This is a genomic window from Streptomyces sp. NPDC006463 (genome assembly GCF_042870715.1).
In the GTDB taxonomy this organism is placed as follows: Bacteria; Actinomycetota; Actinomycetes; order Streptomycetales; family Streptomycetaceae; genus Streptomyces.
The window spans coordinates 119,291-144,344 of the sequence record NZ_JBIAHP010000023.1; the positions used below are offsets into that span (position 1 = coordinate 119,291).

Sequence of the window (25,054 nt, forward strand, 5' to 3'; positions counted from 1 at the left end):
ATTGCGAGCGTAGTTCACGCAGAGCGACGACCCGGGTGGAGCGCGGCGGGCAAATCCCCCGATCGGATCAGCCGATGGTCACACCGCTGGGCCGCACGGTCCTGCCGCCCGTCGCTACGCCTCGTACGGGCGGGCCGGCCACGGGGACGCGGCCGGGCGGAGGGTGTCGAGGCCGCCCGGGGCGGCCAGGGCCGCGGAGAGCGCCAGGACCCCCGTCACCAGCCCCGGATTGCCGATCCGGCCCGCGAGGACGCCCCCGACCAGGTCCGTGAGCGGAATGCGGGCGGTCTCCATGTCCGCTTCCTCGTCCGACATCTTGTACCGCTCCCCCTCCGCCTCGGAGAGGCCCCGCGCGAGGAAGATCCGGATCGCCTCGTCCGACCCGCCGGGGGACGCGAAGAAGTCGACGAGCACCCGCCAGTCCTCCGCCTTGACGTGCGCCTCCTCGTACAGCTCCCGCTGGGCGGCGTGCAGCGGGTTCTCACCGGGTACGTCGAGCAGCCCGGCCGGGAGCTCCCACAGCCTGTGCCGTACCGGGTGCCGGTACTGGCGCAGCACGATCACGGCGCCGTCCTCGTCCAGCGCCAGCACGCACACCGATCCCGGGTGCACCTGATAGTCCCGGCGCACCACCGCGTCGTCCGGCATGCGTACCTGCTCGGTCCGGACCGCCGTCTTCGCGCCCTCGAACGGCGTCCGGGAGGCGACGACCTCCCACGACTCGGCGGTGTCTGCAATGCCCATGGTCATGCCGGGTACCTTTCCGAAAACGCGACAGCCGGGGCAAGATCCTTGCCCCGGCTGTCTACGTTATGCGGTCAGCGCCTCACTTGGCCGACTGCTGGCGCTCCACCGCCGCCTTGACCAGGCCCGCGAACAGCGGGTGCGGGCGGGTCGGGCGCGAGCGCAGCTCCGGGTGGGCCTGGGTGGCCACCAGGTAGGGGTGCACCTCGCGCGGGTACTCGACGTACTCGACGAGCTTGTTGTCCGGGGAGGTGCCGGAGAAGACGATGCCCGCCTTCTTCTCCAGCTCGCCGCGGTAGGCGTTGTTGACCTCGTAGCGGTGGCGGTGGCGCTCGTCGACGTAGGCGTCGCCGTAGACCTCGCGCACGATCGACCCCTCGGCCAGCTTGGCCGTGTACATGCCCAGGCGCATGGTGCCGCCCAGGTCGCCCGCGCCCTCGACGAAGGCCAGCTGCTCCTCCATGGTCGAGATGACCGGGTGGGAGGTGGAGGCGTCGAACTCGGTGGAGTTCGCGTCCTCGATGCCCGCCAGGTTGCGCGCGGCCTCGATGACCACGCACTGCAGGCCCAGGCACAGGCCGAGCAGCGGGATCTTGTTCTCGCGGGCGTAGGTGATCGCGCCGACCTTGCCGTTGACGCCGCGGTCGCCGAAGCCGCCGGGCACGCAGATCGCGTCCACGTCGGCCAGCTGCGCCTCGGCGCCCGCCGGGGTCTTGCAGTCGTCGGAGGTGACCCACTTGATCTGGACGCGGGCCTTGTTGGCGAAACCGCCGGCGCGCAGCGCCTCGGTCACCGACAGGTAGGCGTCGGGCAGGTCGATGTACTTGCCGACGAGCGCGACCTTGACCTCGTGGTCGGGGTTGTGGACCCGGTCGAGCAGGTCCTCCCACACCGTCCAGTCCACGTCGCGGAACGGCAGGTCGAGCTTGCGCACGACGTACGCGTCGAGGCCCTCGGTGTGCAGCACCTTGGGGATGTCGTAGATCGACTTGGCGTCGATCGCCGCGACCACGGCCGCTTCGTCGACGTCGCACATCAGCGAGATCTTGCGCTTGATCGAGGTCGGGACCTCGCGGTCGGCGCGCAGCACGATCGCGTCGGGCTGGATACCGATGTTGCGCAGCGCCGCGACCGAGTGCTGGGTCGGCTTGGTCTTCAGCTCGCCGGACGGGCCGATGTAGGGCAGCAGCGAGATGTGCACGACGAAGACGTTGTCGCGGCCGACCTCGTGACGGACCTGGCGGACGGTCTCCAGGAACGGCAGCGACTCGATGTCGCCGACCGTGCCGCCGACCTCGGTGATGACGACGTCGACGTCCTCGGTCGCCATGCGCCGGATGCGGTGCTTGATCTCGTTGGTGATGTGCGGGATGACCTGCACGGTGTCACCGAGGTACTCGCCGCGCCGCTCCTTGGCGATGACCTGCGAGTAGACCTGGCCGGTGGTGACGTTGGCCGAGCCGTCGAGGTCGACGTCGAGGAAGCGCTCGTAGTGGCCGATGTCCAGGTCCGTCTCGGCGCCGTCGTTGGTGACGAACACCTCGCCGTGCTGGAACGGGTTCATCGTGCCCGGGTCGACGTTCAGGTACGGGTCGAGCTTCTGCATCGTGACCCGAAGGCCGCGCGCCTTCAGCAGCGCACCCAGGCTGGAGGCCGTCAGGCCCTTGCCGAGGGACGAAGCGACACCTCCGGTGACGAAGATGTGCTTGGTCGTCATGGCTGTGCTGTTTCGAAAAGCAGCGGGCGGCGTCGCCAAGAGGGGGCTCCCGTGGTCGCGAGGTGAGGTGCGTCCGGCGCCGGCCACCATCGATCCGGAAGGGTCTCAGGGGGCGCCGAAGCTGCGGTTTCGGGGCTCCTGATTCGCACAGGCAGACCACCGGTCCACGGGGTACCAGCCTATCAGCGCCCGGGCCCGTCCGCCTCCGGCCACGCTGCGCGCGGGTGCCGTACCAGGGCGCCCTGCGGCCGCCCGGGCGACATCGCCGCTGGTCACCCGATTGGGGGAGCAGCATTCTTCCGGCGCTTAAGGGGATCACTAGGGTGCCGTCATATCCTGCTCGGATATTGCACACATCGCCGCCGAGCAGTCCGTCGCACGGCCTAACCGAGCCGACATACGGAATCATGGGCTCGACGCGGGGATCCCTGCACACAGGAGACCGCGCAACCAGCGCAATGCAAGCGCCCTTCGGGGTGGACGTGACCGTTCGACTGGAGATGCAACGTGTCCGGGCGCATCGAGGATTACGCACTGATCGGGGACATGCAGACCGCCGCCTTGGTCTGCCGGGACGGGGCGGTGGACTGGTTGTGTCTGCCTCGTTTCGACTCCCATGCCGTGTTCGCGAGCATCCTCGGCACCGAGGATCACGGGTTCTGGCGGATCGGCCCGGCCTTCGCGGCCGGTTCGGAGGCCCCGCGCGCCAGCCGCCGCCGCTACCGCGGCGACTCGCTGGTGCTCGAATCGGAGTGGGACACCCCGCGCGGGACGGTCCGCGTGATCGACTTCATGCCGCCCCGTGAGGACCACGCGCCGCAGCTCATCCGCATCGTCGAGGGCGTCAGCGGGCGCGTGAAGATGCGCTCCGCGCTGCGCATGCGGTTCAGCTACGGGCGGGTCGTGCCCTGGGTGCACAAGGTCGACGGGCGCACCGTCGCCGTCGCCGGCCCCGACTCCGTGTGGCTGGACACCGACGCGCAGACGTACGGCAAGGACCTGACCACGTACTCCGACTTCACCGTCGGGCCGGGCGACCGGATGGCCTTCAGCATCAGCTGGGAGCGCTCGCACCGCGGCGCGCCGGAGGCCCCCGACGCCGAGGCGGCCCTCGATTCGACCACCGAGTTCTGGCGGGAGTGGGTCGAGCAGTGCACGTACCACGGGCCCTACCGGGAGGCCGTGGTCCGCTCCCTGATCACCCTCAAGGCCCTCACGTACGGCCCCACCGGCGGGATCGTCGCCGCGCCGACCACCTCCCTGCCGGAGGAGATCGGCGGTGTCCGCAACTGGGACTACCGCTACACATGGCTCCGCGACGCCGCCATCACCCTGTCGTCGCTGCTGCGCACCGGCTACCGCGAGGAGGCCCGCGCCTGGCGCGAGTGGCTGCTGCGCGCGGTGGCCGGCGACCCCGAGAACCTGCAGATCATGTACGGGATCGCGGGCGAACGGGAGCTCGGCGAGACCGAGCTGGACTGGCTGCCGGGTTACGAGAACTCCCGCCCGGTCCGCGTCGGCAACGGCGCCGCCGGGCAGCTCCAGCTCGACGTGTACGGCGAGGTCACCGAGGCCCTGCACCTGGGCCACATGACCGGCCTGGCCCGCAGCGACTACGCCTCGCTGCTCCAGCTCAAGCTGATCCGCTATCTGGAGACCCACTGGGACCAGCCGGACGAGGGCATCTGGGAGGTACGCGGCCCGCGCCGCCACTTCGTGCACTCGAAGGTGATGGCCTGGGTGGCCGTGGACCGCACGATCAAGCTGATCGAGAGCGGGGACGCGGACGGCCCGCTGGAGCGCTGGCGCGAGCTGCGCGACGAGATCCACCAGGACGTGTGCGAGAAGGGCTACGACAAGGAGCGCAACACGTTCACCCAGTCGTACGGCTCGCAGGAACTGGACGCCTCCCTGCTGCTGATTCCGCAGATGGGCTTCCTGCCGCCGGACGACAAGCGGGTCATCGGCACCATCGAGGCGATCCAGCGCGAGCTGTCCACGCCCGACGGTTTCATCCTGCGCTACCCGACGGCGGGCGAGGAGGCCGGCGTTGACGGCCTGGAGGGAGACGAGGGCGCCTTCCTCGCGTGCTCGTTCTGGATGGCGGACGACCTGGCGATGATCGGGCGGGTGGACGAGGCGCGGCGGCTCTTCGAGCGGCTGCTGTCGCTCCGCAACGACCTCGGGCTGCTGGCCGAGGAGTGGGACCCGCGGCTCCAGCGCCAGGTCGGGAACTTCCCGCAGGCCTTCAGCCACGTTCCGCTGATCGACACCGCGCTGCGGCTCACCGCGAGCGGGGCGTACGGGGGGTAGCGCCGGACCGGGGCACGGGCACGGATCTCCTCCGCCGCGCCCCGGTGATCGTCTCCGCCTACCCTGGAAGGGTTTCCCATGCCCTTCTCGGAAGGGGGAGCCCATGACGCCCCTCTCGAAGGCGGGCACGGCGCTCGCCGCGCTCCGCGAGGATCTGGCCGGTGACGTCTTGGCCCCGGACGACCCGGGGTACGACGAGGCCCGGACGCTCTTCAACGCGATGATCGACCGCAGGCCGGCCGTCATCGCCCAGTGCGAGAGCACGGCCGACGTGGTCACCGCCGTACGCTTCGCGAGGGACCTGGACCTGAAGATCGCCGTGCGCGGCGGCGGGCACAGCGTCGCCGGGATGTCCCTCAACGACGGCGGCCTGGTCGTGGACCTGCGACGGATGCACGAGGTGACGGTCCACCCTGCGGCCATGGCGGCCCACATCGGGGGCGGGGCCACGATGAGCCACCTGGACCGGGCCTGCCAGCCGTACGCGCTGGCGACCACCGGCGGCCGGGCCTCGACGACGGGCGTCGGCGGCTTCGTGCTGGGCGGCGGTACCGGCTGGCTGGACCGGAAGTTCGGCCTGGCGGTGGACAATCTGCTGGGCGTGGACCTGGTCACGGCGGAGGGCGAGCTGCTCCAGGTGACCGCGGAGGACCACCCCGACCTGTTCTGGGGACTGCACGGCGGCGGCGGGAACTTCGGCATCGCCACCTCGCTGACCCTGCGGCTGCACGAACTGCCCGCCATGTCGATCGCGTTCCTGCTGTACCTGCCGGAACGCGGGCCCGAGGTGGTGCGTACCTTCCGGGACGTCATCGAGGCGGGACCGCCCGAGGCGGGCGGCGGCGCCATCTACCTGACCGGTCCGCCGGAGGAGTTCGTCCCGCCGCACCTGGTCGGCCGGCTGCTCGCCTCGGCGCTGCTGACGTACGCGGGGCCCGAGGACGAGATGCGACGGATCGCCGCGCCGCTGCTGGCGATCCCGCACGAGTCCGAGATCGTCACGGCCATCCCGTACGCCGACCTGCAGTGCATGATCGACGACCCGCCGGGCATGCGGAACTACTGGTCGGCGGAGTACCTCACGGGCGTCCCGGACGATTTCGTGGACGCCTTCTGCGCCCGCGCCGACACCATGCCGGTGCCGACCGGCACCCAGCACGTGGTCTGGCCGCAGGGCGGCGCGATCGCCTCCGGCCCGGCCGATTACCCGGTGCCGTTCCGGGACGCGCCGTGGGCGGTGCACCCCTTCGGGATCTGGGAGGACGCCGAGGACGACGAGCGGGTGCGGCAGTGGGTCAAGGACGTCCGCGCCGATGTCCGGCCGTGGAGCACCGGCGCGGTCTACCTCAACTTCACCGGGGACGAGGGCCACGACCGGGTGGTCGCGGGCCTCGGCACCGAGAACATGCGGCGGCTGGGCGAGCTGAAGCGGCGCTACGACCCGGACAACGTCTTCCGCTTCAACCACAACATCCGGCCGACGTGAGCGACCGGGGTCAGGCCAGGGCGGCGATCACCTCGCGCGCCGCGCGCTCCCCCTCGGTGGCGCCGCCCTCCATGAAGCCCTGGAAGTCGTAGCTGCAGTGCTCGCCGCCGATGTGGATGTTGCCCTGCGCGGTGCCTTCGTACTTGGCGTAGCGGTGCAGGTAGCCGGTGGGCCAGTACGAGTAGGCGCCCAGGGAGTACGGGTTGCGGTGCCACGCGGAGAGCTGGGCCCGCCCGTTCCAGACCGCCTTGGTGCCAGGGAAGAAGGAGTCGACGCCGGTCAGCACGCGGCCCGCGAGGTCGCGGACGTACGGATCGGTCTCGGTGGCGAAGGGGGTCGCGGGGGTGAGCGCCCCGGCCAGGGTGCCGCCGCCGTACTGGAGCAGGATCCCGCCGGTGCCGGGCTGCACCTTGGTGGTGTCCCAGGTCTGCTGGACGGCGGAGTCCGTGAAGCAGTCGCCCGCGGAGACGCCCGGCCAGGGGCCGGTGCCGCGCCAGGGGCGGGCGGTGAACTGCATGTTGAGCTTGGTGCAGTAGCCCATCCGCGCGTCCCTGAGCAGGTTGCGCATGAGCGGGTCGAAGCCGGCGCCGGAGGTGTCGATGCGCTGGAGGACCGGCAGCGGCAGGCACAGGATCGTGTGGTCGGCGACGACGGTCCGTGTCGCGCCGGAGTCGTCGAAGGTGAGGGTCTGGGTGCCGTCGGCGCCCGCGCGTACGGCGACCAGCTCGCGGCCCATCACCAGGGTGCCGGCGGGCAGCGCGGCGGCGATGGCGTTCGGCAGCCGGTCGTTGCCACCGGTGATGTGGTAGCGCTCGTTGGACAGGCCCCAGACGTTGAAGTTGCCGGGGTTGGGCTGATAGCCCATCAGGAGGACCAGGGCGAGGGCGGACTGCTGATCGGTGTCCGCGCCGTACTCGACGTTGTAGGCCACGTCGATGAAGCGGCCGAGCTGCGAGCCGTGGCCGCCGGGTATCCGGGTCTCGATCCACTCGTACAGGGTCATGTTGTCGAGGGCGGTGCCGGTGGGGGTGGTGGTGTTCCAGGAGACCTCCCCGGCGTCCTGGAGGTCGCGGTGCAGCGCCTGGTAGACGGCCTTGAAGTCCTCGTCGGCCTGGGTGCGGGAGTAGTACTCCCCGTTGAACCGGAGCACCTCCTCGGCCCCGTTGGGTCCGCCGCCGAGGAAGTCCTCGGTGGGCAGGCCGAAGCGGCGGCAGAGTTCCAGGATCTTCTTGTGGCTGGTGTCGATCAGCTCGCCGCCGATCTCGGAGGTCTGCCCGTACGCCCAGTGGTCGCGCTGGGACCACATACGGCCGCCGACGCGGCCGGGGTTGGCCTCGTACAGGGTGCAGGGGACCCCGGCGTCCTTCAGGGTGAGGGCGGCGGTCAGGCCGGAGATGCCCGCGCCGACCACGGCGACGCGGGCCGGGCCCACGGGCTTCTTGGCGGGTACGGGCTCGGCGGCGTACGCGGCCCCGGAGGAGGCGAGGGCGCTGCCGAGGCCGAGGGCGGCGGCGCGGCCGATGAGTTCGCGGCGGGTGGAGCCGCGGACCTCGGCGGCGGGCAGGCCGAGGCGGCGGGCGGCGGCGTGCTCGGCGGCGAACTGCCGCAGGGCGTGCATCACGGGCGTACGGGCCATGGCGGTGCTCCTCAGACGTTCGCGGCGGCGGTGGACGGGGACGGGGCGTCCTGGCGCTCGGCGGCGTCCTCCAGGACGATCCGGCCGATGATCTCGTAGCGCGCGGGGGCCTTGGCCTTGAGCCAGAGGCCGAGGCCGAGGCCGCCGAGGAAGACGGCGCCGACGATCCACGGGATGAGCTTGAAGAACAGCGAGCCGGCCGCGGCGCCCGCGGCGGTCTCCATGTTGAGCACCAGCAGCACGACGACCGCGGTCATCCCGACACCGCCGAGCAGCGGCGCGGTCATGGTCTTGAACCAGTGCCGGTCCTGCGGGTGGTTCTTGCGGAAGTACCCGATGACGGCGAAGGAACAGAGCGTCTGGACGATCAGGATCGCCATGGTGCCGAGGATCGCGAGCAGTGTGTACAGGTGCAGGTACGGGTCCTGCCCGGTGAGCCAGAATCCGGCGACGAGGGCGGTGGCGATGGCCGTCTGCACGACGGAGGCGATGTAGGGCGAGCCGTGCCCGGGGTGGGTGCGGCCGAGCTTCGGGGAGAGGAAGCCCTCGCGGCCGATGGCGTAGAGGTAGCGGGCGGCGCACTGGTGGAAGGCCATGCCGCAGGCGAACGAGCCGGTGAGCAGCAGCCATTGGAAGGCGTCGACCGCCCAGGCGCCGATGAAGGTCTGGGTGGGGGCGAAGAACAGGTCGAGCGGGCTGGTGGAGGCGGACAGCTCGACGGACTTGGCCAGGCCGTTGCCCGCGATGGTCATCCAGGACACGTAGATGTAGAAGAGGCCGACGCCGACCACGGAGATGAGGGTGGCCTTGGGGATGACCCGCTTGGGGTCGCGGGACTCCTCCCCGTACATGGCGGTGGACTCGAAGCCGACCCAGGACCAGAAGGCGAAGAAGAGCCCGAGTCCGGCGGAGGTGCCGGTGAAGGCGTTCTTCGGATTGACGGGCTCGACCGGGATCCCGTCCGGACCGCCGCCCGCGACCAGGACCGCGGTGGCGACGGCGAACAGCACGGCGATCTCGGCGACCAGCATGACGCCCAGCGCCTTGGCGGTGAGGTTGATGTCGAAGTGGGCGAGGGCTGCGGTGACGGCGAGCATCCCGGCCGCGTACAGCACCCACGGCAGGTCGACGCCGAGCTGGTCTTCGACGGTGGTCTTGGCGAAGTACGAGAAGACGCCGACGATCGAGGCCTCGAAGACGATGTAGGCGAGGACGGCGAGCATCCCGGACGCCATGCCGGCGATGCGGCCGAGGCCGTGCGAGATGTACCCGTAGAAGGCGCCGGCGGCCGTGATCCGCTTGGCCATCGCCACGTAGCCGACCGCGAAGACCGTGAGCACGACCGTCGCGAAGAGGTATCCGGCCGGGGCTCCGACGCCGTTTCCGAACCCGACGGCGATGGGCAGGTTGCCGGTCATGGCGGTGATCGGCGCGGCGGTGGCGACGGCCATGAACACGACGCCGACCAGCCCGACCGAGTTGGCCTTCAGACGCTGGACCTGCGGGGGTGCGGGGGTCTGCGGCGACCCTCCGGTGATGTCTGCACTCATGGCGCCCTCTTCCGTGTGGAGGGCGCCCACTCTCGCTCCGCGTGACGCACACCACAATCGGCACGTGGTCCGATAATCTCCTTGTCGGGGCGACGAGTTGTCGGGCCGGACGGGGACACAAGTCCGTCCGCAACCGGGAGGTGATGTGCTCGTAACGGGCCTGCCGGTAGCGTCCCGCGATATGGACAACCAGGGCGGGATCACGGTTCAGCGGGCATTGGAGCTGCCGGGGCTGCGCAGCGGACTGCCGGAGGTGGTGGCCTGCGCCGACCGCCTGGGCCGGACCGTCCGCTGGGTGCACGCGGGCGAGGTACCGAACATCGCCTCGCTGCTCAAGGGCGGCGAGTTGCTGCTGACCACGGGGCTGGGCCTCGGCACCCGCCCCGCCGAACAGCGTGCCTTCGTACGCCGCCTCGCGGACCGGGGGATCGCCGCGCTGGTGGTCGAGCTGGGCCCGCGCTTCACCCGGCTGCCGGCGACGATCGTGGAGACCGCGCGCACGGCGGGCCTGCCGCTGGTCCAGCTCCACCGGGAGGTCCCCTTCGTCACCGTCACGGAGGAGGTCCACACCGAGATCGTCAACCACCACTACGCGCTGCTCCAGCGGGCGGAGGAGGTCCACCGCAGGTGTACGGAGGCCCTGTTGGGCGGCGGCGGCATCCCGCAGGTGCTGCGGATCCTGGCCGACTTCACGGGCAATCCGGTCTTCCTGGAGACCCCCGACGGGCAGTTGCTGTACGCGGCCGGAAGCTCGGGCGGGGACGCGGGCGCCGACCCGCTCCAGGTGTGGGAGGGCCTGCGGGGCCAGCGCGAGGCCGAGCCGTCGGCGAACACCGTGGTGGTCGACGTACCGGGCGGGGGCCACGGCACGGGCTCGGTCCGGGCCCGGGTGGTCCTGGTCGGGGTCTCGGGCCCGCTGCTCCCGGTGCACCGGATGGCGGCCGAACGCACGGCGGGCGTGCTGGCCGTGGTCCTGATGCAGGCGCGGCAGGAGGAGGAGCTGGCGGCGCGTGGCCGCGGCGACTTCCTCACGGACCTCGCCGAGGGCCGCATCCCGGCGGAGGACGCCCCGGCGCAGGCCCGTGTGCTGGGCTTCAAGCCGGGCGCGGGCCCGCTGCTGCCGGTCGTCATGCGGCTGTCCTCGGAACTGAGCCCGTCGGGCAACTGGGCGGTCCTGGCCCGCGCGGTGCTGGAGGAGCTGTCGTCCGTCGGGGTCCCCGTCCTGCTGGGCGTCCGCCCGGTGGAGGGCCGCGTCCCCCTCCTGGTGTCCCTGCGCGCCGAATCGGAACGTACGGCGGTGGCGGACCGGGTCTCGGCCGCGCTGCGGGCGGGTGTGGAGCGGGCCGGGCTGGACCGCGCCTCCGCCCCGCCGGCCGTGGTCGTCGGGGTCGCGGGCGGCTGGGCGGCGGCCTCAGCGGGTCTGCGGCACGCGGCGGAGACCGCCACGGCGGCCCACGGCCTGCCGGCCCGCCCCTGGTACGACGCCCGCCGCCTGGACATCGACCTGCTGCTGTGGCGGCTGCGCGAACACCCCGACCTGGCCGCGTTCGTGGACCGGGCGATCGGCCCGCTGCGCACCCACGACACGACGTCCCGCCCGCCTCTCCTGCCCACCCTGGAGACGTACCTGGCCCACGCCGGCCGCAAGGCCGAGACGGCCCGTGAACTCCACCTGAACCGCCAGACCCTGTACAACCGCCTGGCGCGCATCTCGGAACTCCTTGGCACGGACCTGGACGACCCGGAAACGGTCCTCTCCCTCAGCCTGGCCCTCCGCGCCCGCCGCCACGTTCCTTCCTGACGCGCCGGGCGGGGCCGCGCTCGCGCCACCGCCGCCAGGTCGGCGGCGCCGCGCCCGTACGGCTGCTACCGGCGGCGCTCCATCAGCTCGTCGTAGACGGACAGCACCTGCGCCACCGTGTCGTCCTCCGACGGCCACGTCGCGGCCTGGGCCCGGCCGGCGGCGGCCAGCTCCGCCCGCCGCTCCGGGTCCGCCAGCAGCCCGCGCACGGCCGCCGCCAGCGCCCCCGCGTCCCCGTCGGGAACCAGCACCGCGCCCTCCCCCACCAGCTCCGGTACGACCCCCACCGCCGTGGCGACCAGCGGGACCCCCACCCGCAGCGCCTCCTGCGCCAGCAGGGGCCGCTCCTCCCACCGGCTCGGCAGCACCGCCACGTCCGCCGCCGCCAGCAGCTGCGCCGCGTCCCGGCGCCGCCCCAGCAGCCGTACCGGGAGCCCCTCGGCCTCGATCCGCCGGGACAGCTCGGCCCGTAGCGGCCCCTCCCCCGCGATCACCAGCAACGGCAGGGGATCCAGCGTCCGCCACTCCCGCGCCGCGTCGAGCAGTACGGAGTACCCGCGGTGCGCCACCAGGCTTCCGACCGCGATCAGCAGCGGCCTCTCCACCACCCCGAGTTCAGCCTGCACCTTGCCGGGATCGGTCCCCGGCACGGCCGCCGGCACGGCCACCGGCGCCAGCCGCGCGTCCCTGGCGCCGCGCAGCCGCGCGAGGTCCACCTGACCCGAGGAGGCCCCGAGCACCACCGCTGCGGCCCGCGCCACGCGCCGTTCCAGGATCCGGCTCAGCCGCCCGAGCGCACCGGCGGCGGCCGGGCCGTCGCCGTGCCAGCTCACCACCAGCGGTACCCGGCGCCCCCGCAGGGCCAGCGCGGCCCGCATGCCCGCCCGTACCCCGTGCGCGTGCACGACATCGGCTCCGGCGCAGGCGGCCCGCAGTGCGCTCGCCGCGTCGGGCGCGAACTGCGCGCCCGCGCCCGTGAAGTCGTACTCCCCCTCCGCCTCGACGGACGCGCACACCGTGACCCGTACGCCGCGGGCGGCGAGCCCGGTCGTGAGCGAGCGCACGTGCGCGCTGCTGCCCGCCCCCGCACCGCCGCCGAGCACTTGGACGGTGCGCAGGGGCGGCCGCCCGTACGGCTGGGCCGGGACGGACGCGGAGACCGGGGAGCTGCTCACGGGCCGAAGCTCCAGGGTGAGGGGGAGTCAGAGACGTCGCCCAGGATGCCAGTCCGCACGCGCGTTCCGGGCCCATACGGGTACGGATCCCGGGGGAGATACCGCAGGACGCCCCCAAGCCTCACCCACACGGGTTATCGGGGCGTCACTTTGACGCGTCCGCGCGCGCCGCCGCGAGGAGTTCCTCGGCGTGCGCCCGCGCCGAGACCGAGTCCTCGTGGCCCGCCAGCATGCGCGACAGTTCGCGGATGCGGTCCTCGCCCTCCAGGACGGTGACCCCGCTGCGCGTCACGGAGCCGTCGTTGGTCTTCTCGACGAGCAGCTGCCGGTCCGCGAAGGCGGCCACCTGCGGCAGGTGCGTGACGACGACGACCTGCGCCGACTTGGCGAGTTTGGCGAGCCGCCGGCCCACTTCCACGGCCGCCTTGCCGCCGACGCCCGCGTCGACCTCGTCGAAGAGGTACGTGGGCACCGGGTCGGAGCCCGCGAAGACGACCTCCACGGCCAGCATCACCCGGGACAGCTCACCGCCCGAGGCGCCCTTGGCGATCGGCCGCGGCTGGGCTCCCGGGTGCGGGGCGAGCAGCAGTTCGACCTCGTCCGTGCCCGAAGGGCCGTAGGCGACCGCGCGGCCGTCCACATCCACCCCGTCGGGGTCCTCGGTCTGCCGGATGTCGATGGTCACCCGTGCGTGCGGCATCGCCAGCGAGGCCAGCTCCTGCGTCACGGCCGAGGCGAACCGGGTCGCCGCCTCCACCCGCGCGTCCGTCAGGGCCTGGGCCAGCGCCGACAGTTCGGAGCGCAGTCCGTCCCGCTCGGCGGTCAGCTCGGTGATCCGCTCGTCGTCACCGTCCAGTTCCAGCAGCCGCGCCGCGCCCTGCTCGGCCCACTGCAGCACCGCGTCCACGGTGCCTTCGCTGCCGTACTTGCGCGTCAGCTGGGTCAGGGCCGCCCGCCGTTCCTCCACCGCCGCCAGCCGCAGCGGATCGGCGTCGAGGTCGTCGGCGTAGCCCGCGAGCTCCCCGGCCACGTCACCCAGCAGGATGCCCAGCTCGCCGATCCGCTCGGCGAGCGCGCCGAGCGCCGGGTCGTGCGAGCGTACGGACTCCAGGGCCCGGTGTGCGCCCGCGACGAGGGTGTTGGCGTCGATGCCCTCCGGGTCCTCCGGATTGCCGGCGAGCGCGGCGTGTGCCACCTGCGCCGCCGAGGCCAGCGACTCGGCGTGCCCGAGCCGCTCCGCCTCCGCCGCCAGCTCGGTGTCCTCGCCGGCCACCGGTTCCACGGCCGCGATCTCGTCCAGCCCGAAGCGCAGCAGGTCGGCCTCCTGGGCCCGCTCCCGGGCCCGGGTGGTGATCTCGTCCAGCTCGACGGCGACCGCGCGGAGCCTGCGGTAGGCCGAGCCGTACTTCTCCAGCGGGACGGCCACGGCGTCCCCGGCGTACCGGTCGAGGGCCTGGCGCTGCCGGGCCGGCCGCAGCAGTCCCTGCTGGTCGGTCTGCCCGTGTACGGCGACCAGGTCGTCCGCGAGCTCGCCGAGCAGGCCGACGGGCACGGAGCGGCCGCCGACGTGGGCACGCGAGCGGCCCTCGGCGGACACCGTCCGGCTGATCAGCAGGGCGCCGTCGTCGAGCTCGGCTCCCGCCTCCTCGGCGCGTACGGCCGCGGGGGCGTCGGGGCGCATGACGATGCGGCCCTCGACGACCGCGGCCTTGGCCCCGATCCGCACCAGGGCCGGGTCGGCGCGCCCGCCGAGCAGCAGCCCGAGGCTGGTGACGACCATCGTCTTGCCCGCGCCGGTCTCGCCGGTCACCGCGGTGAAACCGGGCGACAGCTCGACCACCGCGTCGTCGATGACCCCGAGCGACCGTATCCGCATCTCCTCAAGCACGGGACGACGATACCGAGGTTTCACCGGTGCCATGCGACGTCACCCGTCCAGAGTTTCTCGAACGGATGTGCTATTTAGGCACAGGGGGGACATCTCTCAGTGCGGCGCCCCGCGCCATCCCGACACCGGCAGCGCGAACTTCGCGACGAGCCGGTCCGTGAAGGACGCGTGGTGCAGCCGGGCGAGCCGTACGGGCACCGCCCCGCGCCGGACCTCCACCCGGGCCCCGGCCGGCAGCTCCAGCATCCGCCGGCCGTCGCACCACAGCACCCCGTGCGGGGTCCCGGTCTGCACCTCCACCGCCAGCACCGAGTCCGGCGAGGTCACCAGCGGCTTCGCGAACAGCGCGTGCGCGCTGATCGGCACCATCAGCAGCGCTTCCACCTCCGGCCAGACCACCGGCCCGCCCGCGGAGAAGGCGTACGCCGTCGAGCCCGTCGGGGTCGCGCAGACGATCCCGTCACAGCCGAAGCCCGACACCGGGCGCCCGTCGATCTCCAGGACCACCTCCAGCATCCGCTCCGGGGACACCTTCTGGACCGCGGCTTCGTTCAGCGCCCAGTCCTGGTGGACCACGTCGCCGTTCGTGCGCACGATCACATCGAGGGTCATCCGCTCCTCGACTTCGTACTCGCGCGTCACCACCCGGTCCACGACCTTGTCCAGGTCGTCGCGCTCGGCCTCGGCGAGGAACCCCACCCGCCCGAGGTTGACGCCCAGCATCGGCACACCCGAGGCCCGCGCGAACTCCGCACCCCGCAGCAGGGTCCCGTCCCCTCCCAGCACGATCAGCAGCTCACAGCCGTCGAGCACCCCCGGGGTGGACTCGGTGACGAGCTCCACCTCGCGCGGCAGCGGCAGGTCGGCTGCCTCGTGCGCGAAGACCCGTACGCCCAGCCCGCACCGCAGCAGGCCCTTCACGACCAGCTCGGCACTGCGGATGGCCGCCGGCCGCCCGGTGTGCGCGAGGAGGAACACGGTCCGCCCCACCACCGAACCCGTCGAACCCGCCGGCCCCCCCGAGCGCACCGAACCTTCCGAACCTTCCGAACCCTCTGAACCCGATGTAGCTGATGAATCTGTCACTGCGGCCCCTCCGCCACTGCACGGTCAACATCCGCCGGGTCGAGTGCCGGTGCCCCCGCCCGCAGCCACAGAAAGTACTCGACGTTCCCCGACGGCCCCGGCAGCGGACTCGCGGTCACACCGAGAACGCCTAGACCCAGCTTCGCCGCCTGCGCCGCGACCTCGCGCACCGCCTCCGCCCGCAGCTCCGGGCTGCGCACCACACCGCCGCTCCCCAGCCTGTCCTTGCCGACCTCGAACTGCGGCTTGACCATCAGCACCAGGTCCGCGTCCGGCGCCGTGCACCGCACCAGTGCCGGCAGCACCAGGCCGATCGAGATGAAGGACAGGTCGCCGACGACGAGGTCGGCCGCGATGCCGTCGATCTGCTCGACCGTCAGCTCGCGGACGTTCGTCCGGTCCTTCACGGTGACCCGGTCGTCGCTCTGCAGCGACCAGGCGAGCTGCCCGTAGCCGACGTCGACGGCCACGACGTGGGCCACGCCCGCGCGCAGCAGCACGTCGGTGAACCCGCCGGTCGAGGCTCCCGCGTCCAGCGCCCGACGGCCCTCGACGACCAGCCCCTGCGGCCGGAACGCGGCGAGCGCGCCGGCCAGCTTGTGGCCGCCCCGCGAGACGTAATCGGGATCACTGTCGTCCTTGAGGACCACCAGCGCCGCACTGGTCTCCACCTGGGTGGCGGCCTTGGTCGCGGTGGTGCCGCCCACGGTCACCCGGCCCGCGGCGATCAGCTGCGCGGCGTGCTCGCGCGAGCGGGCCATGCTGCGGCGTACCAGTTCGGCGTCCAGGCGGCGGCGTGCCACTCCTGCCACGTTCGGTTCAGCTCCTGTTTTCGTACGGACCGGGGACGGGCGGTGCGTCCAGCGCCGTCAGCGCCTCGCGCAGCCCCCTGTGGACATCCTCGTACACCGCGAGGTGTCCGTCCGCCGTGAGGTCGTCGGCGTCCGCCAGCCGCGCCAGGTGCGCGTCCACGCCGTCGTGACCGGTGGGCGTGCGTACGACGCCCAGCGCCGCGGGCCCGGCGGGTCCGGCGGCGGCTCGGCCCAGGGCTTCGGCAGCTTCGTCGCTCATGCCCCGACGCTACCCCGAAGCGCCCTTCGACCACGCACGGCTCTGCGGTACGGTCGTGATCACGATGGCTACGATCGAGGAGTGCCGCGAAGCACTCGACCAACTCTCCGGCAACCTGGCGCGGGCCGAAGGCGGCGTGCGCAGCGCGGCCGCGTTCGACCGCTCCCTGAGCTGCCACATCACTGACCTGGACCGGACTTTCACCGGCCGCCTGGAAGACGGCCGGATCCGGGTGGACGCCCTCGTCGCCGGCCCGCCCGCCGTGAAGGCCGAGATCCGGCTCGCGATGACCGGCGACGACCTGGTCGCCCTGGTCGCGGGCGACCTGAAGTTCGCGAAGGCCTGGGCCTCGGGACGCGTCAAACTGGAGGCCGGCTTCCGCGACCTCCTGCGCCTGAAGAGCCTGCTCTAGGCGAAGGCCCTTCGAATCAGCACCGGGAAGCGGACCCGCGCCCGCTACCCGGCGGCGGCCCGATCCCCGGTACGGGACCTGCGCGCCGCCGGAATCACCAGCGGCGTCCCCGTCTCCGGATCGGAGATCACCTGACACCGCAGCCCGAACACCTCCTCCACCAGCTCCGCGGTGACCACCGCCTCCGGCGGCCCTTCCGCGACGACCTTCCCGCCCCGCATCGCGATCAGATGCGTCGCGTACCGGGCCGCGTGGTTCAGGTCGTGCAGCACCGCGACCAGCGTCCGCCCCTGCTCCTCGTGGAGCTCCGCGCACAGGTCCAGCACGTCGATCTGGTGCTGGATGTCCAGATAGGTCGTCGGCTCGTCGAGCAGCAGCAGCGGGGTCTGCTGCGCCAGCGCCATCGCGATCCACACGCGCTGCCGCTGCCCGCCCGACAGCTCGTCCACCGCCCGGTCGGCGAGTTCCGCGACCCCCGTCGAGGCCATCGACTCCCCGACGATCCGCTCGTCCTGGGCCGACCACTGCCGCAGCAGCCCCTGGTGCGGGTACCGGCCGCGCGAGACCAGGTCGGCCACCGTGATGCCGTCCGGCGCGATCGAGGACTGCGGGAGCAGGCCCAGGGTCTTGGCGACCTTCTTCGCCGGCATCGACCCGATGGCCTGCCCGTCCAGCAGCACCCGCCCGGTCGACGGCTTCAGCATCCGCGACAGGGCACGCAGCAGCGTGGACTTGCCGCAGGCGTTGGGGCCGACGATCACGGTGAAGGAGTTGTCGGGGATCTCCACCGACAGGTTCTCGGCGATGACCCGCTGGTCGTAGCCGAGGGTCACGTTCTGCGCGGTGAGCCGCTGCACTTGGTCACTCCTGAGGTTCATATACGTCCTGCCTTGCGCTCGGTGACGAGCAGCCAGAGCAGATAGACACCGCCGACGAGCCCGGTCACCACACCCACCGGCAGCTGGTCGGCGCCGAAGGCCCGCTGCGAGGCCCAGTCGGACACCAGCAGCAGCACCGAGCCCATCAGGGCGGCGGTCAGCAGGCTCCCCCCGGGCGAGCGGGTCAGCCGCCGGGCCAGCTGCGGGGCGGCCAGCGCGACGAAGCTGATCGGCCCCGCCGCGGCGCTCGCCGCGGTGGTGAGCAGGATGGCCGCGAGCATCAGCAGCAGCCGCGTGCGCTCCACCCGTACCCCGAGGGCGTACGCGGCGTCGTCGCCCATCTCCATCATCCGCAGGGCCCTGCCCTGCACGAGGACCAGCGGGAAGAGCACCGCGCACAGCGCGAGCAGCGGCCACACCTGCGCCCAGTCCCGGCCCGCCAGCGAACCGGTCAGCCAGACCATCGCGCGGGTGGCCTCGGTCATCTGGGCCTTCGTGATCAGGTACTGGATCACCGCGATGAGCATGGCGGAGGCACCGATGCCGACCAGCACCAGCCGGTAGCCCTGGATCCCCCGCCTGTACGCCAGCAGGTAGACGGCGAGGCCGGCCAGCACGCCGCCGACCAGCGCGCCTACGGCCACCTCGGTGGCGCCGCCCTTGAACAGGATGATGACGACGAGCGCGCCCACCGCCGAGCCGTAGCCGAAGCCGAGCAGGTCCGGGGAGCCCAGCGGATTGCGCGAGACGGACTGGAAGACGGCCCCGGCCATCCCGAGGGCCGCACCGACCAGCAGGGCGACCAGCACCCGCGGCAGCCGCAGGTCGTTGACGATGAAGTCGTCGGCGGGGGTGCCGTTGCCCAGCAGGGTCTGTACGACGTCCCACGGCGCGATCGGGAAGTCCCCGGTGCCGATGAGCAGGACGGCCAGCGCGAGCGCCACGAAGGCGAGCAGCGCCCCGACGGCCAGGGCGCGCCGCTCGACCCGCAGCGAGATCCCGCCGGGAAGGTTCAGCCGACGGGCTTTGGCGGTCACGGTCACAGCTGGGCCATCCTCTTGCGCCGAACGAGGTAGATGAAGACGGGGCCGCCGATGAGCGCGGTGACGATGCCGACCTGGAGCTCGGCGGGCCGGGTCACGACCCGCCCGACGACGTCGGCGCCGAGCAGCAGCACCGGGGACAGGACTGCGGAGTACGCGAGCACCCAGCGCATGTCCGGCCCGGTGAACGCCCGTACGAGGTGCGGGATCATCAGCCCGATGAAGACGATGGGCCCGCAGGCGGCGGTCGCCGCACCGCACAGCAGGGTGATGGCGACCATCGCGGCGATCCGGGTCCGCGTCAGGTTGGCGCCGAGCGCCCGCGCGGTGTCGTCGCCCATGGCCATCGCGTTGAGCGGGCGGCCCAACAACAGCGCGAGCACCGCGCCGGCCAGCAGGAAGGGGGCGACCTGCCGGACGGTGTCCATGTTCGCCGAGGCCAGCGACCCCACCGTCCAGAAGCGCAGCTTGTCCAGCGCCTTGCTGTCCATCAGCTGTACGGCGTTGATGTAGCCGACCAGGGCCGCGCTGGCCGCAGTGCCCGCGAGCGCGAGGCGTACCGGCGTGGCACTGCGGCTGCCGCCCAGGACGTAGACGACGACCGAGACGACGGCGGCGCCGAGGAAGGCCCACCACACGAACTCGCTCAGGGAGCTCGCGCCGAAGAAGCTGATCGCGGAGACGACGGCGGCCGCGGCCCCGGCGTTGACGCCGAGGATGCCGGGCTCGGCCAGCGGGTTACGGGTCAGCGCCTGCATGACCGCCCCGGACAAGCCGAGGCCGAGCCCGACCAGCAGCCCGAGGAGCGTGCGCGGCACCCGCAGGTCCCGTACCACCACGTCGGAGGGCGTCCCCGAGTACTCGAACAGGCCGTGCCAGACCTCGTCGAGGGGCATCTGCTTGGCGCCCACGGCGACGCTCAGCACGGCGATCAGCGCGAGCACCGCCAGGGCGCCCAGCAGACCGGCGGCGCGCACGCCGTGGCGCGGACGGACGGCGGCGACCGGCGCCGCGCTCTGTTCGGGGGGACTCTCGACCAACACAGAAGTTAGGTTAGCCTACCCTCCACCCGCGTGGATCATCCGAACGTGCCGGGCCGCCACCCCGCCGCACCCCTACAGGCCGAGCCTGGCCAGCGCCTTCTCCGCGTCGAGCGTGCAGACCCCGTCCCCGGCCGCCGTCCAGGCCGCCGCGCACAGCGCCCGCAGCCCGTCGATCGGGTCACCGCCCTCCCCGCGCAGCTCCAGCACGCCGGCGTTCAACGCGACCGCGGTCCATCCGCCGCAGCTGAATCCGCCCTCGGCCGGCTCCACCTCGGGCTGACCCGTCAACAGCCCCCGCAGGTCCCGGTCCACGTACGTCGGCCGGTGCCTGGGCTCGGCCCGCACCAGCTGCCTCGCGTCCGTCACCCCGGTCAGCACGAGCAGCGAGTCCACCTCTCCGTTGAAGGCGCCCTCGATGTCGGTGTCCAGCCGGTCCCCCACCACCAGCGGCCGCTCCGCCCCGGTCCGCAGTACGGTCTCCCGGTGCATCGGGGGCAACGGCTTGCCCGCCACCTGCGGTTCCGCGCCCGTCGCGATCCGTACGACCTCCACCGCGGCCCCGTTGCCCGGCGCGATCCCGCGCGCCCCCGGGATCGTCAGGTCGGTGTTGGAGGCGTACCACGGCACCCCGCGGTTGATCGCGTACGAGGCCTCCGCGAAGCGGCCCCACGTCAGGTCCGGACCCCCGTAGCCCTGCACGACGGCCGCGAGCCCCTCCTCGTCGGCCGAATCCACCGGCACCAGCCCGCGCTCGCGCAACGCGACCCGCAGCCCCTCCCCGCCGATCACCAGCACCTTCGCCGCCGGCTCCACCTGCTCCGCGATCAGCCGGGCCACCGCCTGCGCCGAGGTGATCACCTCGGCCGCCTCGGTCGGGATGCCCAGCTCGCCCAGGTGCTCCGCGACGGCGTCCGGGGTCCGCAGCGCGTTGTTCGTGACGTACGCGAGGTGCATCCCGTCGGCGCGGGCCGCGGCGAGCGAGTCGACGGCGTGCGCGATGGCGTGCCCGCCCGCGTACACGACACCGTCGAGATCCAGCAGGGCGGTGTCGTACGCCTGGTGCAGACTCTGCTCACTGGCCGCGGGACTGGTCCTGGTCTGCCGGGTCATCCTTGTCGCTCCTCCTACGGGCCCCTCCCAGCGGTAGCTGGGGGGAGATCGATCATGTCCGATTCCGTACTCCCCCGATCATCCTGCATGGCGAGACGGGTCTTACCATGCACCAATGACCACATCTGGCACCGCGGACCATGGACTGCGCCTGATCCCGTTCCATGGCCTGCGCTATGTCCCCGAGCGTGTCGGCAGCCTCGCCGCCGTCACCTCGCCGCCGTACGACGTGGTCGTCCGCCCGGACGGAGTCGACCACCTCGAATCCGCCGACCCGCACAACATCGTCCGCCTGATCCTTCCGCAGGCCGGCACCGCCGCCGCGCGCAACGAGCAGGCCGCGCGCACCCTGCACGACTGGCTGGCCGAGGGCATCCTCAGCGCCGACCCGGAGCCCTCGCTCTACGTGTACGAGCAGCGCCGGCCGGGCCTGCTCCAGCGCGGCATCATCGGCGCGCTCGCCCTGTCCACCGCCGACGCCGGCATCGTCCTGCCCCACGAGGACGTCATGCCGGACGTGGTCACCGACCGGGCCGGTCTGATGCGAGCCACCTCCGCCAATCTCGAACCCCTCCTCCTCACCTACCGCGGCGACGACCCCGGCGCGGGCGCGGCGGCCGTCGTCGAGCGGACGGCCCAGCGCACGCCCCTCCTGTCGACGACCACCGAGGACGGCTTCCAGCACCGCCTCTGGGCCATCACGGACCCGGCCGAACTCTCGACCGTGACGGCTGATCTCAGCCATCGCCAGGCCCTCATCGCCGACGGCCACCACCGCTGGGCGACGTACCTGCGCCTCCAGGAGGAGCACGGCTCCCCCACGGAGTGGGACTTCGGCCTGGTCCTCCTCGTGGACACCGCCCGCTACCCGCTCCAGGTCCGCGCCATCCACCGGATGCTGCGCCGCCTCCCGGTGGCGGACGCGCTCGCCGCCCTGGAGGGCCGGTTCCGGGTCCGCGAGGTCGAGGGGCCGCTCCCGCTGGCTCTGGAGGTCCTCGCGGACGCCGCGGAGCGGGGCAACGCCTTCCTCCTCACCGGCGACGGCACCTTCTACCTGGTCTCCGACCCGGATCTGGCGCTCCTGGAGAGCACGGTGCGCCGCGACCGCCCCGAGGCCTGGCGCCGGCTGGACGCCACGGTCCTGCACGCCACCCTGCTCGACGCCGTGTGGCACGTCCCGGACGCCCCCGACCAGATCACGTACATCCACGACGCCGCCGCCACCGTGGAGATGGCCGAGCGCCACGGGGGCACCGCGGTCCTGCTGCATCCCGTACGGGAGGAAGTCGTACGGGACCTGGCCCGCCAGGGCGTCACGATGCCCCGCAAGTCCACGTCCTTCGGCCCGAAACCGGCCACCGGCCTGGTGCTGCGCGGCCTGGCCTGACACGCCCCGGACATGAGGAAGGGCGGTACCCCGACCGGGGTACCGCCCTTCCTCACTTCACCACGCCTCAGGCGTTGTCGCGGCCCGCCGCGCGCTCGTCGGCGACGTCCTCGTCCTCGACGATGACGATCTCGTCGGTGACGTCGAGGTCGGCCTCGGACTGCTCCAGCGGCTCGTACTCATCGTCGTCTTCGTCGTAGTACTCGGCGACGTCGGAGGCGCGCTCGGCCGCGGCGACCTCGGCCGCGTCCTGGTCATCCTCGTCGTCGTCCACGTCGTCGGCGATGTCGACGGCGGCGTCGACGAACTCGACACCGTCGAGTTCGGCGAGGCGGTCGGAGGCGTCGGTGGCCCCGTCCTTGTCCGCTTCGAGGGTCTTGCCGAACCACTCGCGCGCCTCGTCCTCACGACCGGCCGCCAGCAGGGCGTCGGCGTAGGCGTACCGCAGGCGCGCGGTCCACGGCTGGACGGAGCTGGAGGCCAGCTCCGGGCTCTGCAGGGTCACGATGGCGGCTTCGAGCTGGCCCTGGTCCCGCCGGGCACCGGCGGCGACCAGCCGCATCTCGACCTGGCCGGCCTTGTCCAGCTTCTGCACCTCGGGCTCGCCGGCCATCGCCAGCGCCCGCTCCGGACGGCCGAGGCCGCGCTCGCAGTCGGCCATGACGGGCCACAGCTCGACGGAGCCGGTCATGCGCTTGGCGGCACGGAACTCCGCGAGCGCCTCGCTGTACTTCTGCGTGGCGTACGCGGCGAAGCCGGCGGCCTCGCGGACGGCGGCGACGCGGGAGGCCAGCCGCAGGGCGATGCGCGAGTACGCGTACGCCTGCTCGGGGTCCTCGTCGATCAGGCGCGCGACCATGACCAGGTTCTTCGAGACTTCCTCGGCCAGGCCCTTGGGCAGGCTCAGCAGCTCCTGGCGGACATCGGCGTCGATCTCGAGGCCGGTGACGTCCTCGTCGATCGGAAGCCGCTTGACCGGGTCCCGGTCACGGTCCGCGCGGAAGTCGCGGTCGCCGCCGCGGTCATCGCGGCCACGGTAGCCGCCACGGTCGCCACCGCGATCGTCACGGCCACCACGGAACCCGCCACGGTCGCCACCGCGGTCGTCACGGCGGGGGTAGGACGGACGGTCGCCACCACGGTCGTCACGACGGAAACCGCCGCCACCACCGGAGGGACGGTCACCACGGTCGTCACGACGCGGGTAGGACGGACGGTCCCCACCGCGGTCGTCACGACGGAAACCGCCACGGTCGTCATCACGACGCGGGTACGACGGACGCTCACCACGGTCATCGCGACGCGGGTACGAGGGACGCTCGCCACCGCGGTCGTCACGACGGAAACCGCCACGGTCGTCATCACGACGCGGGTACGACGGACGCTCACCACGGTCATCGCGACGCGGGTAGGACGGACGGTCGCCACCGCGGTCGTCACGACGGAAACCGCCACCACCGCCGAAGGGACGGTCGCCACCGCGGTCGTCGCGACGCGGGTACGAGGGACGCTCGCCGCCACGGTCGTCACGGCGGGGGTAGGACGGACGGTCGCCGCCACGGTCGTCACGACGGAACCCGCCGCCACCACCCGTGGGACGGTCACCACGGTCGTCACGACGCGGGTACGACGGACGGTCGCCACCACGGTCGTCACGACGGAAACCGCCGCCACCACCGGAGGGACGGTCACCACGGTCATCGCGACGCGGGTACGACGGACGGTCGCCACCACGGTCGTCACGACGGAAACCGCCACCACCACCGGAGGGACGGTCACCACGGTCATCGCGACGCGGGTACGACGGACGGTCGCCACCACGGTCGTCACGACGGAAACCGCCGCCACCACCGGAGGGACGGTCACCACGGTCGTCACGACGCGGGTACGACGGACGGTCGCCACCACGGTCGTCACGGCCGCCGCGGAATCCACCACGCTCGTCATCGCGACGCGGGTAGGACGGGCGGTCGCCGCCACGGTCGTCACGACGGAAACCGCCGCCACCACCCGTGGGACGGTCACCACGGTCGTCGCGACGCGGGTACGACGGACGGTCGCCACCACGGTCGTCACGACGGAAACCGCCGCCACCGCCCGCGGGACGGTCACCACGGTCATCGCGACGCGGGTACGACGGACGGTCGCCACCACGGTCGTCACGACGGAAACCGCCGCCACCGCCCGTGGGACGGTCACCACGGTCGTCGCGACGCGGGTACGACGGACGGTCGCCACCACGGTCGTCACGACGGAAACCGCCGCCACCACCGGAGGGACGCCCGCCGCGGTCATCGCGCCGGAAGCCGCCACCGCCACCGCCGGCCGGTCGACCACCACGGTCGTCGCGACGGAACGGGGGACGGTCGCCGCCACGGTCGTCACGGCCCCCGCGGTAGCCGCCCCTGTCACCGCCGTCGTTGCGCCGAGGCTCGCGCTCCGGACGATCGTCGGGAGAGTTGGACATGGGTGTGACTCCTGTCTTCGGGGTACCGCTAGTCATTCTCGCGCAACCAACCCATGGCCGCGCTTCGGCGTAAAGATGTACAAAAACAAAAAGGACCCTTGGTCCAGCGTTGAACGCTGGACCAAGGGTCCTTTGAAAGATTGTTCGGCGGTGTCCTACTCTCCCACAGGGTCCCCCCTGCAGTACCATCGGCGCTGAAAGGCTTAGCTTCCGGGTTCGGAATGTAACCGGGCGTTTCCCTAACGCT

At 72.5% G+C, this 25,054-nt stretch carries 19 protein-coding genes, 1 rRNA gene and 1 pseudogene; 5 read left to right on the forward strand and 16 right to left on the reverse strand.

Annotated elements, in window-relative coordinates; genetic code table 11:
* Nucleotides 1-114: 114 nt before the first annotated feature.
* Entirely contained in the window at nucleotides 115-744 is a 630-nt protein-coding gene (locus tag ACFYOB_RS32645; RefSeq protein ID WP_388566209.1) for an NUDIX domain-containing protein, read from the reverse strand.
* 82 nt (nucleotides 745-826) lie between these two features.
* A complete protein-coding gene (locus tag ACFYOB_RS32650) occupies nucleotides 827-2,461 on the reverse strand; it encodes a CTP synthase (protein WP_388566147.1) in 1,635 nt (544 codons plus the stop codon).
* A 507-nt stretch (nucleotides 2,462-2,968) separates the two neighbouring features.
* Between ACFYOB_RS32650 and ACFYOB_RS32655 the strand changes: the two genes are divergently transcribed.
* Both ACFYOB_RS32655 and ACFYOB_RS32660 read left to right on the forward strand, forming a co-directional pair.
* Nucleotides 2,969-4,774, forward strand: a complete 1,806-nt coding sequence (locus ACFYOB_RS32655; RefSeq protein WP_388566149.1) for a glycoside hydrolase family 15 protein — start codon at nucleotides 2,969-2,971, stop codon at nucleotides 4,772-4,774.
* A 103-nt stretch (nucleotides 4,775-4,877) separates the two neighbouring features.
* The gene (locus ACFYOB_RS32660) at nucleotides 4,878-6,260 is read left to right on the forward strand and encodes an FAD-binding protein (RefSeq protein WP_388566152.1); all 1,383 of its coding nucleotides are present in this window, start codon (nucleotides 4,878-4,880) and stop codon (nucleotides 6,258-6,260) included.
* A gap of 10 nt (nucleotides 6,261-6,270) precedes the next feature.
* On the opposite strand, the gene ACFYOB_RS32665 is transcribed toward ACFYOB_RS32660, so the two are convergent.
* Both ACFYOB_RS32665 and ACFYOB_RS32670 read right to left on the reverse strand, forming a co-directional pair.
* On the reverse strand, nucleotides 6,271-7,896 hold the full coding sequence (locus ACFYOB_RS32665) for an FAD-dependent oxidoreductase (RefSeq protein WP_388566155.1): 1,626 nt from the start codon (nucleotides 7,894-7,896) through the stop codon (nucleotides 6,271-6,273).
* Nucleotides 7,897-7,907: 11 nt separating this feature from the next.
* Nucleotides 7,908-9,446 carry an APC family permease gene (locus ACFYOB_RS32670; protein ID WP_388566157.1) on the reverse strand — a complete coding sequence of 513 codons (1,539 nt, stop codon included), beginning with the start codon at nucleotides 9,444-9,446 and terminating at the stop codon, nucleotides 7,908-7,910.
* A gap of 181 nt (nucleotides 9,447-9,627) precedes the next feature.
* Between ACFYOB_RS32670 and ACFYOB_RS32675 the strand changes: the two genes are divergently transcribed.
* Nucleotides 9,628-11,247, forward strand: a complete 1,620-nt coding sequence (locus ACFYOB_RS32675) for a PucR family transcriptional regulator (protein WP_388566159.1) — start codon at nucleotides 9,628-9,630, stop codon at nucleotides 11,245-11,247.
* Between the two features lie 65 nt (nucleotides 11,248-11,312).
* Here the strand turns inward: ACFYOB_RS32675 and ACFYOB_RS32680 are convergent, their stop codons facing one another.
* From ACFYOB_RS32680 to ACFYOB_RS32700, 5 genes are all read right to left on the reverse strand, one after another.
* Nucleotides 11,313-12,422: a glycosyltransferase family 4 protein gene (locus ACFYOB_RS32680; RefSeq protein ID WP_388566161.1), complete on the reverse strand. Its 1,110-nt coding sequence runs from the start codon at nucleotides 12,420-12,422 to the stop codon at nucleotides 11,313-11,315.
* Between the two features lie 145 nt (nucleotides 12,423-12,567).
* On the reverse strand, nucleotides 12,568-14,298 hold the full coding sequence (gene recN / locus ACFYOB_RS32685; RefSeq protein WP_388566212.1) for a DNA repair protein RecN: 1,731 nt from the start codon (nucleotides 14,296-14,298) through the stop codon (nucleotides 12,568-12,570).
* A gap of 108 nt (nucleotides 14,299-14,406) precedes the next feature.
* On the reverse strand, nucleotides 14,407-15,339 hold the full coding sequence (locus ACFYOB_RS32690; protein ID WP_388566163.1) for an NAD kinase: 933 nt from the start codon (nucleotides 15,337-15,339) through the stop codon (nucleotides 14,407-14,409).
* Between the two features lie 53 nt (nucleotides 15,340-15,392).
* Entirely contained in the window at nucleotides 15,393-16,208 is an 816-nt protein-coding gene (locus ACFYOB_RS32695) for a TlyA family RNA methyltransferase (RefSeq protein ID WP_328924966.1), read from the reverse strand.
* A 7-nt stretch (nucleotides 16,209-16,215) separates the two neighbouring features.
* Complete coding sequence (locus ACFYOB_RS32700) at nucleotides 16,216-16,467, reverse strand: hypothetical protein (RefSeq protein WP_388566165.1); 252 nt, start codon at nucleotides 16,465-16,467, stop codon at nucleotides 16,216-16,218.
* Between the two features lie 64 nt (nucleotides 16,468-16,531).
* On the opposite strand from ACFYOB_RS32700, the gene ACFYOB_RS32705 reads away from it, so the two are divergent.
* Complete coding sequence (locus ACFYOB_RS32705) at nucleotides 16,532-16,879, forward strand: SCP2 sterol-binding domain-containing protein (RefSeq protein WP_388566167.1); 348 nt, start codon at nucleotides 16,532-16,534, stop codon at nucleotides 16,877-16,879.
* 44 nt (nucleotides 16,880-16,923) lie between these two features.
* On the opposite strand, the gene ACFYOB_RS32710 is transcribed toward ACFYOB_RS32705, so the two are convergent.
* The 4 genes from ACFYOB_RS32710 to ACFYOB_RS32725 all read right to left on the reverse strand — a co-directional run bounded on the left by ACFYOB_RS32710 (nucleotide 16,924) and on the right by ACFYOB_RS32725 (nucleotide 20,953).
* On the reverse strand, nucleotides 16,924-17,736 hold the full coding sequence (locus tag ACFYOB_RS32710; RefSeq protein WP_388566169.1) for an ABC transporter ATP-binding protein: 813 nt from the start codon (nucleotides 17,734-17,736) through the stop codon (nucleotides 16,924-16,926).
* A gap of 17 nt (nucleotides 17,737-17,753) precedes the next feature.
* A complete protein-coding gene (locus ACFYOB_RS32715) occupies nucleotides 17,754-18,800 on the reverse strand; it encodes a FecCD family ABC transporter permease (RefSeq protein WP_388566171.1) in 1,047 nt (348 codons plus the stop codon).
* Nucleotides 18,797-19,843: a FecCD family ABC transporter permease gene (locus ACFYOB_RS32720; RefSeq protein WP_388566173.1), complete on the reverse strand. Its 1,047-nt coding sequence runs from the start codon at nucleotides 19,841-19,843 to the stop codon at nucleotides 18,797-18,799. Before ACFYOB_RS32720 ends, ACFYOB_RS32715 begins: the two co-directional genes overlap by 4 nt.
* A 72-nt stretch (nucleotides 19,844-19,915) precedes the next feature.
* The gene (locus ACFYOB_RS32725) at nucleotides 19,916-20,953 is read right to left on the reverse strand and encodes an HAD-IIA family hydrolase (protein ID WP_388566175.1); all 1,038 of its coding nucleotides are present in this window, start codon (nucleotides 20,951-20,953) and stop codon (nucleotides 19,916-19,918) included.
* A gap of 115 nt (nucleotides 20,954-21,068) precedes the next feature.
* Here ACFYOB_RS32725 and ACFYOB_RS32730 point away from each other — a divergent pair, with 115 nt between their 5' ends.
* Complete coding sequence (locus tag ACFYOB_RS32730; RefSeq protein ID WP_388566177.1) at nucleotides 21,069-22,340, forward strand: DUF1015 family protein; 1,272 nt, start codon at nucleotides 21,069-21,071, stop codon at nucleotides 22,338-22,340.
* Nucleotides 22,341-22,407: 67 nt separating this feature from the next.
* Here the strand turns inward: ACFYOB_RS32730 and ACFYOB_RS32735 are convergent, their stop codons facing one another.
* From ACFYOB_RS32735 to rrf, 3 genes and pseudogenes are all read right to left on the reverse strand, one after another.
* A complete protein-coding gene (locus tag ACFYOB_RS32735; protein ID WP_388566214.1) occupies nucleotides 22,408-23,247 on the reverse strand; it encodes a hypothetical protein in 840 nt (279 codons plus the stop codon).
* Between the two features lie 624 nt (nucleotides 23,248-23,871).
* Nucleotides 23,872-24,723 (reverse strand): annotated as a pseudogene (locus tag ACFYOB_RS32740) (hypothetical protein); the annotation flags it as partial.
* Between the two features lie 226 nt (nucleotides 24,724-24,949).
* Nucleotides 24,950-25,054: ribosomal RNA gene (gene rrf, locus ACFYOB_RS32745) — 5S ribosomal RNA — on the reverse strand; the annotation flags it as partial.

Bases quoted from the DNA above. Each gene is read 5' to 3' on its own strand.
- ACFYOB_RS32645 (WP_388566209.1), bottom strand. From the start codon at position 744: ATGGGCATTGCAGACACCGCCGAGTCGTGGGAGGTCGTCGCCTCCCGG.
- ACFYOB_RS32650 (WP_388566147.1), bottom strand. From the start codon at position 2,461: ATGACGACCAAGCACATCTTCGTCACCGGAGGTGTCGCTTCGTCCCTC.
- ACFYOB_RS32660 (WP_388566152.1), top strand. From the start codon at position 4,878: ATGACGCCCCTCTCGAAGGCGGGCACGGCGCTCGCCGCGCTCCGCGAG.
- ACFYOB_RS32665 (WP_388566155.1), bottom strand. From the start codon at position 7,896: ATGGCCCGTACGCCCGTGATGCACGCCCTGCGGCAGTTCGCCGCCGAG.
- ACFYOB_RS32670 (WP_388566157.1), bottom strand. From the start codon at position 9,446: ATGAGTGCAGACATCACCGGAGGGTCGCCGCAGACCCCCGCACCCCCG.
- ACFYOB_RS32675 (WP_388566159.1), top strand. From the start codon at position 9,628: ATGGACAACCAGGGCGGGATCACGGTTCAGCGGGCATTGGAGCTGCCG.
- recN (WP_388566212.1), bottom strand. From the start codon at position 14,298: ATGCGGATACGGTCGCTCGGGGTCATCGACGACGCGGTGGTCGAGCTG.
- ACFYOB_RS32700 (WP_388566165.1), bottom strand. From the start codon at position 16,467: ATGAGCGACGAAGCTGCCGAAGCCCTGGGCCGAGCCGCCGCCGGACCC.
- ACFYOB_RS32705 (WP_388566167.1), top strand. From the start codon at position 16,532: ATGGCTACGATCGAGGAGTGCCGCGAAGCACTCGACCAACTCTCCGGC.
- ACFYOB_RS32725 (WP_388566175.1), bottom strand. From the start codon at position 20,953: ATGACCCGGCAGACCAGGACCAGTCCCGCGGCCAGTGAGCAGAGTCTG.
- ACFYOB_RS32730 (WP_388566177.1), top strand. From the start codon at position 21,069: ATGACCACATCTGGCACCGCGGACCATGGACTGCGCCTGATCCCGTTC.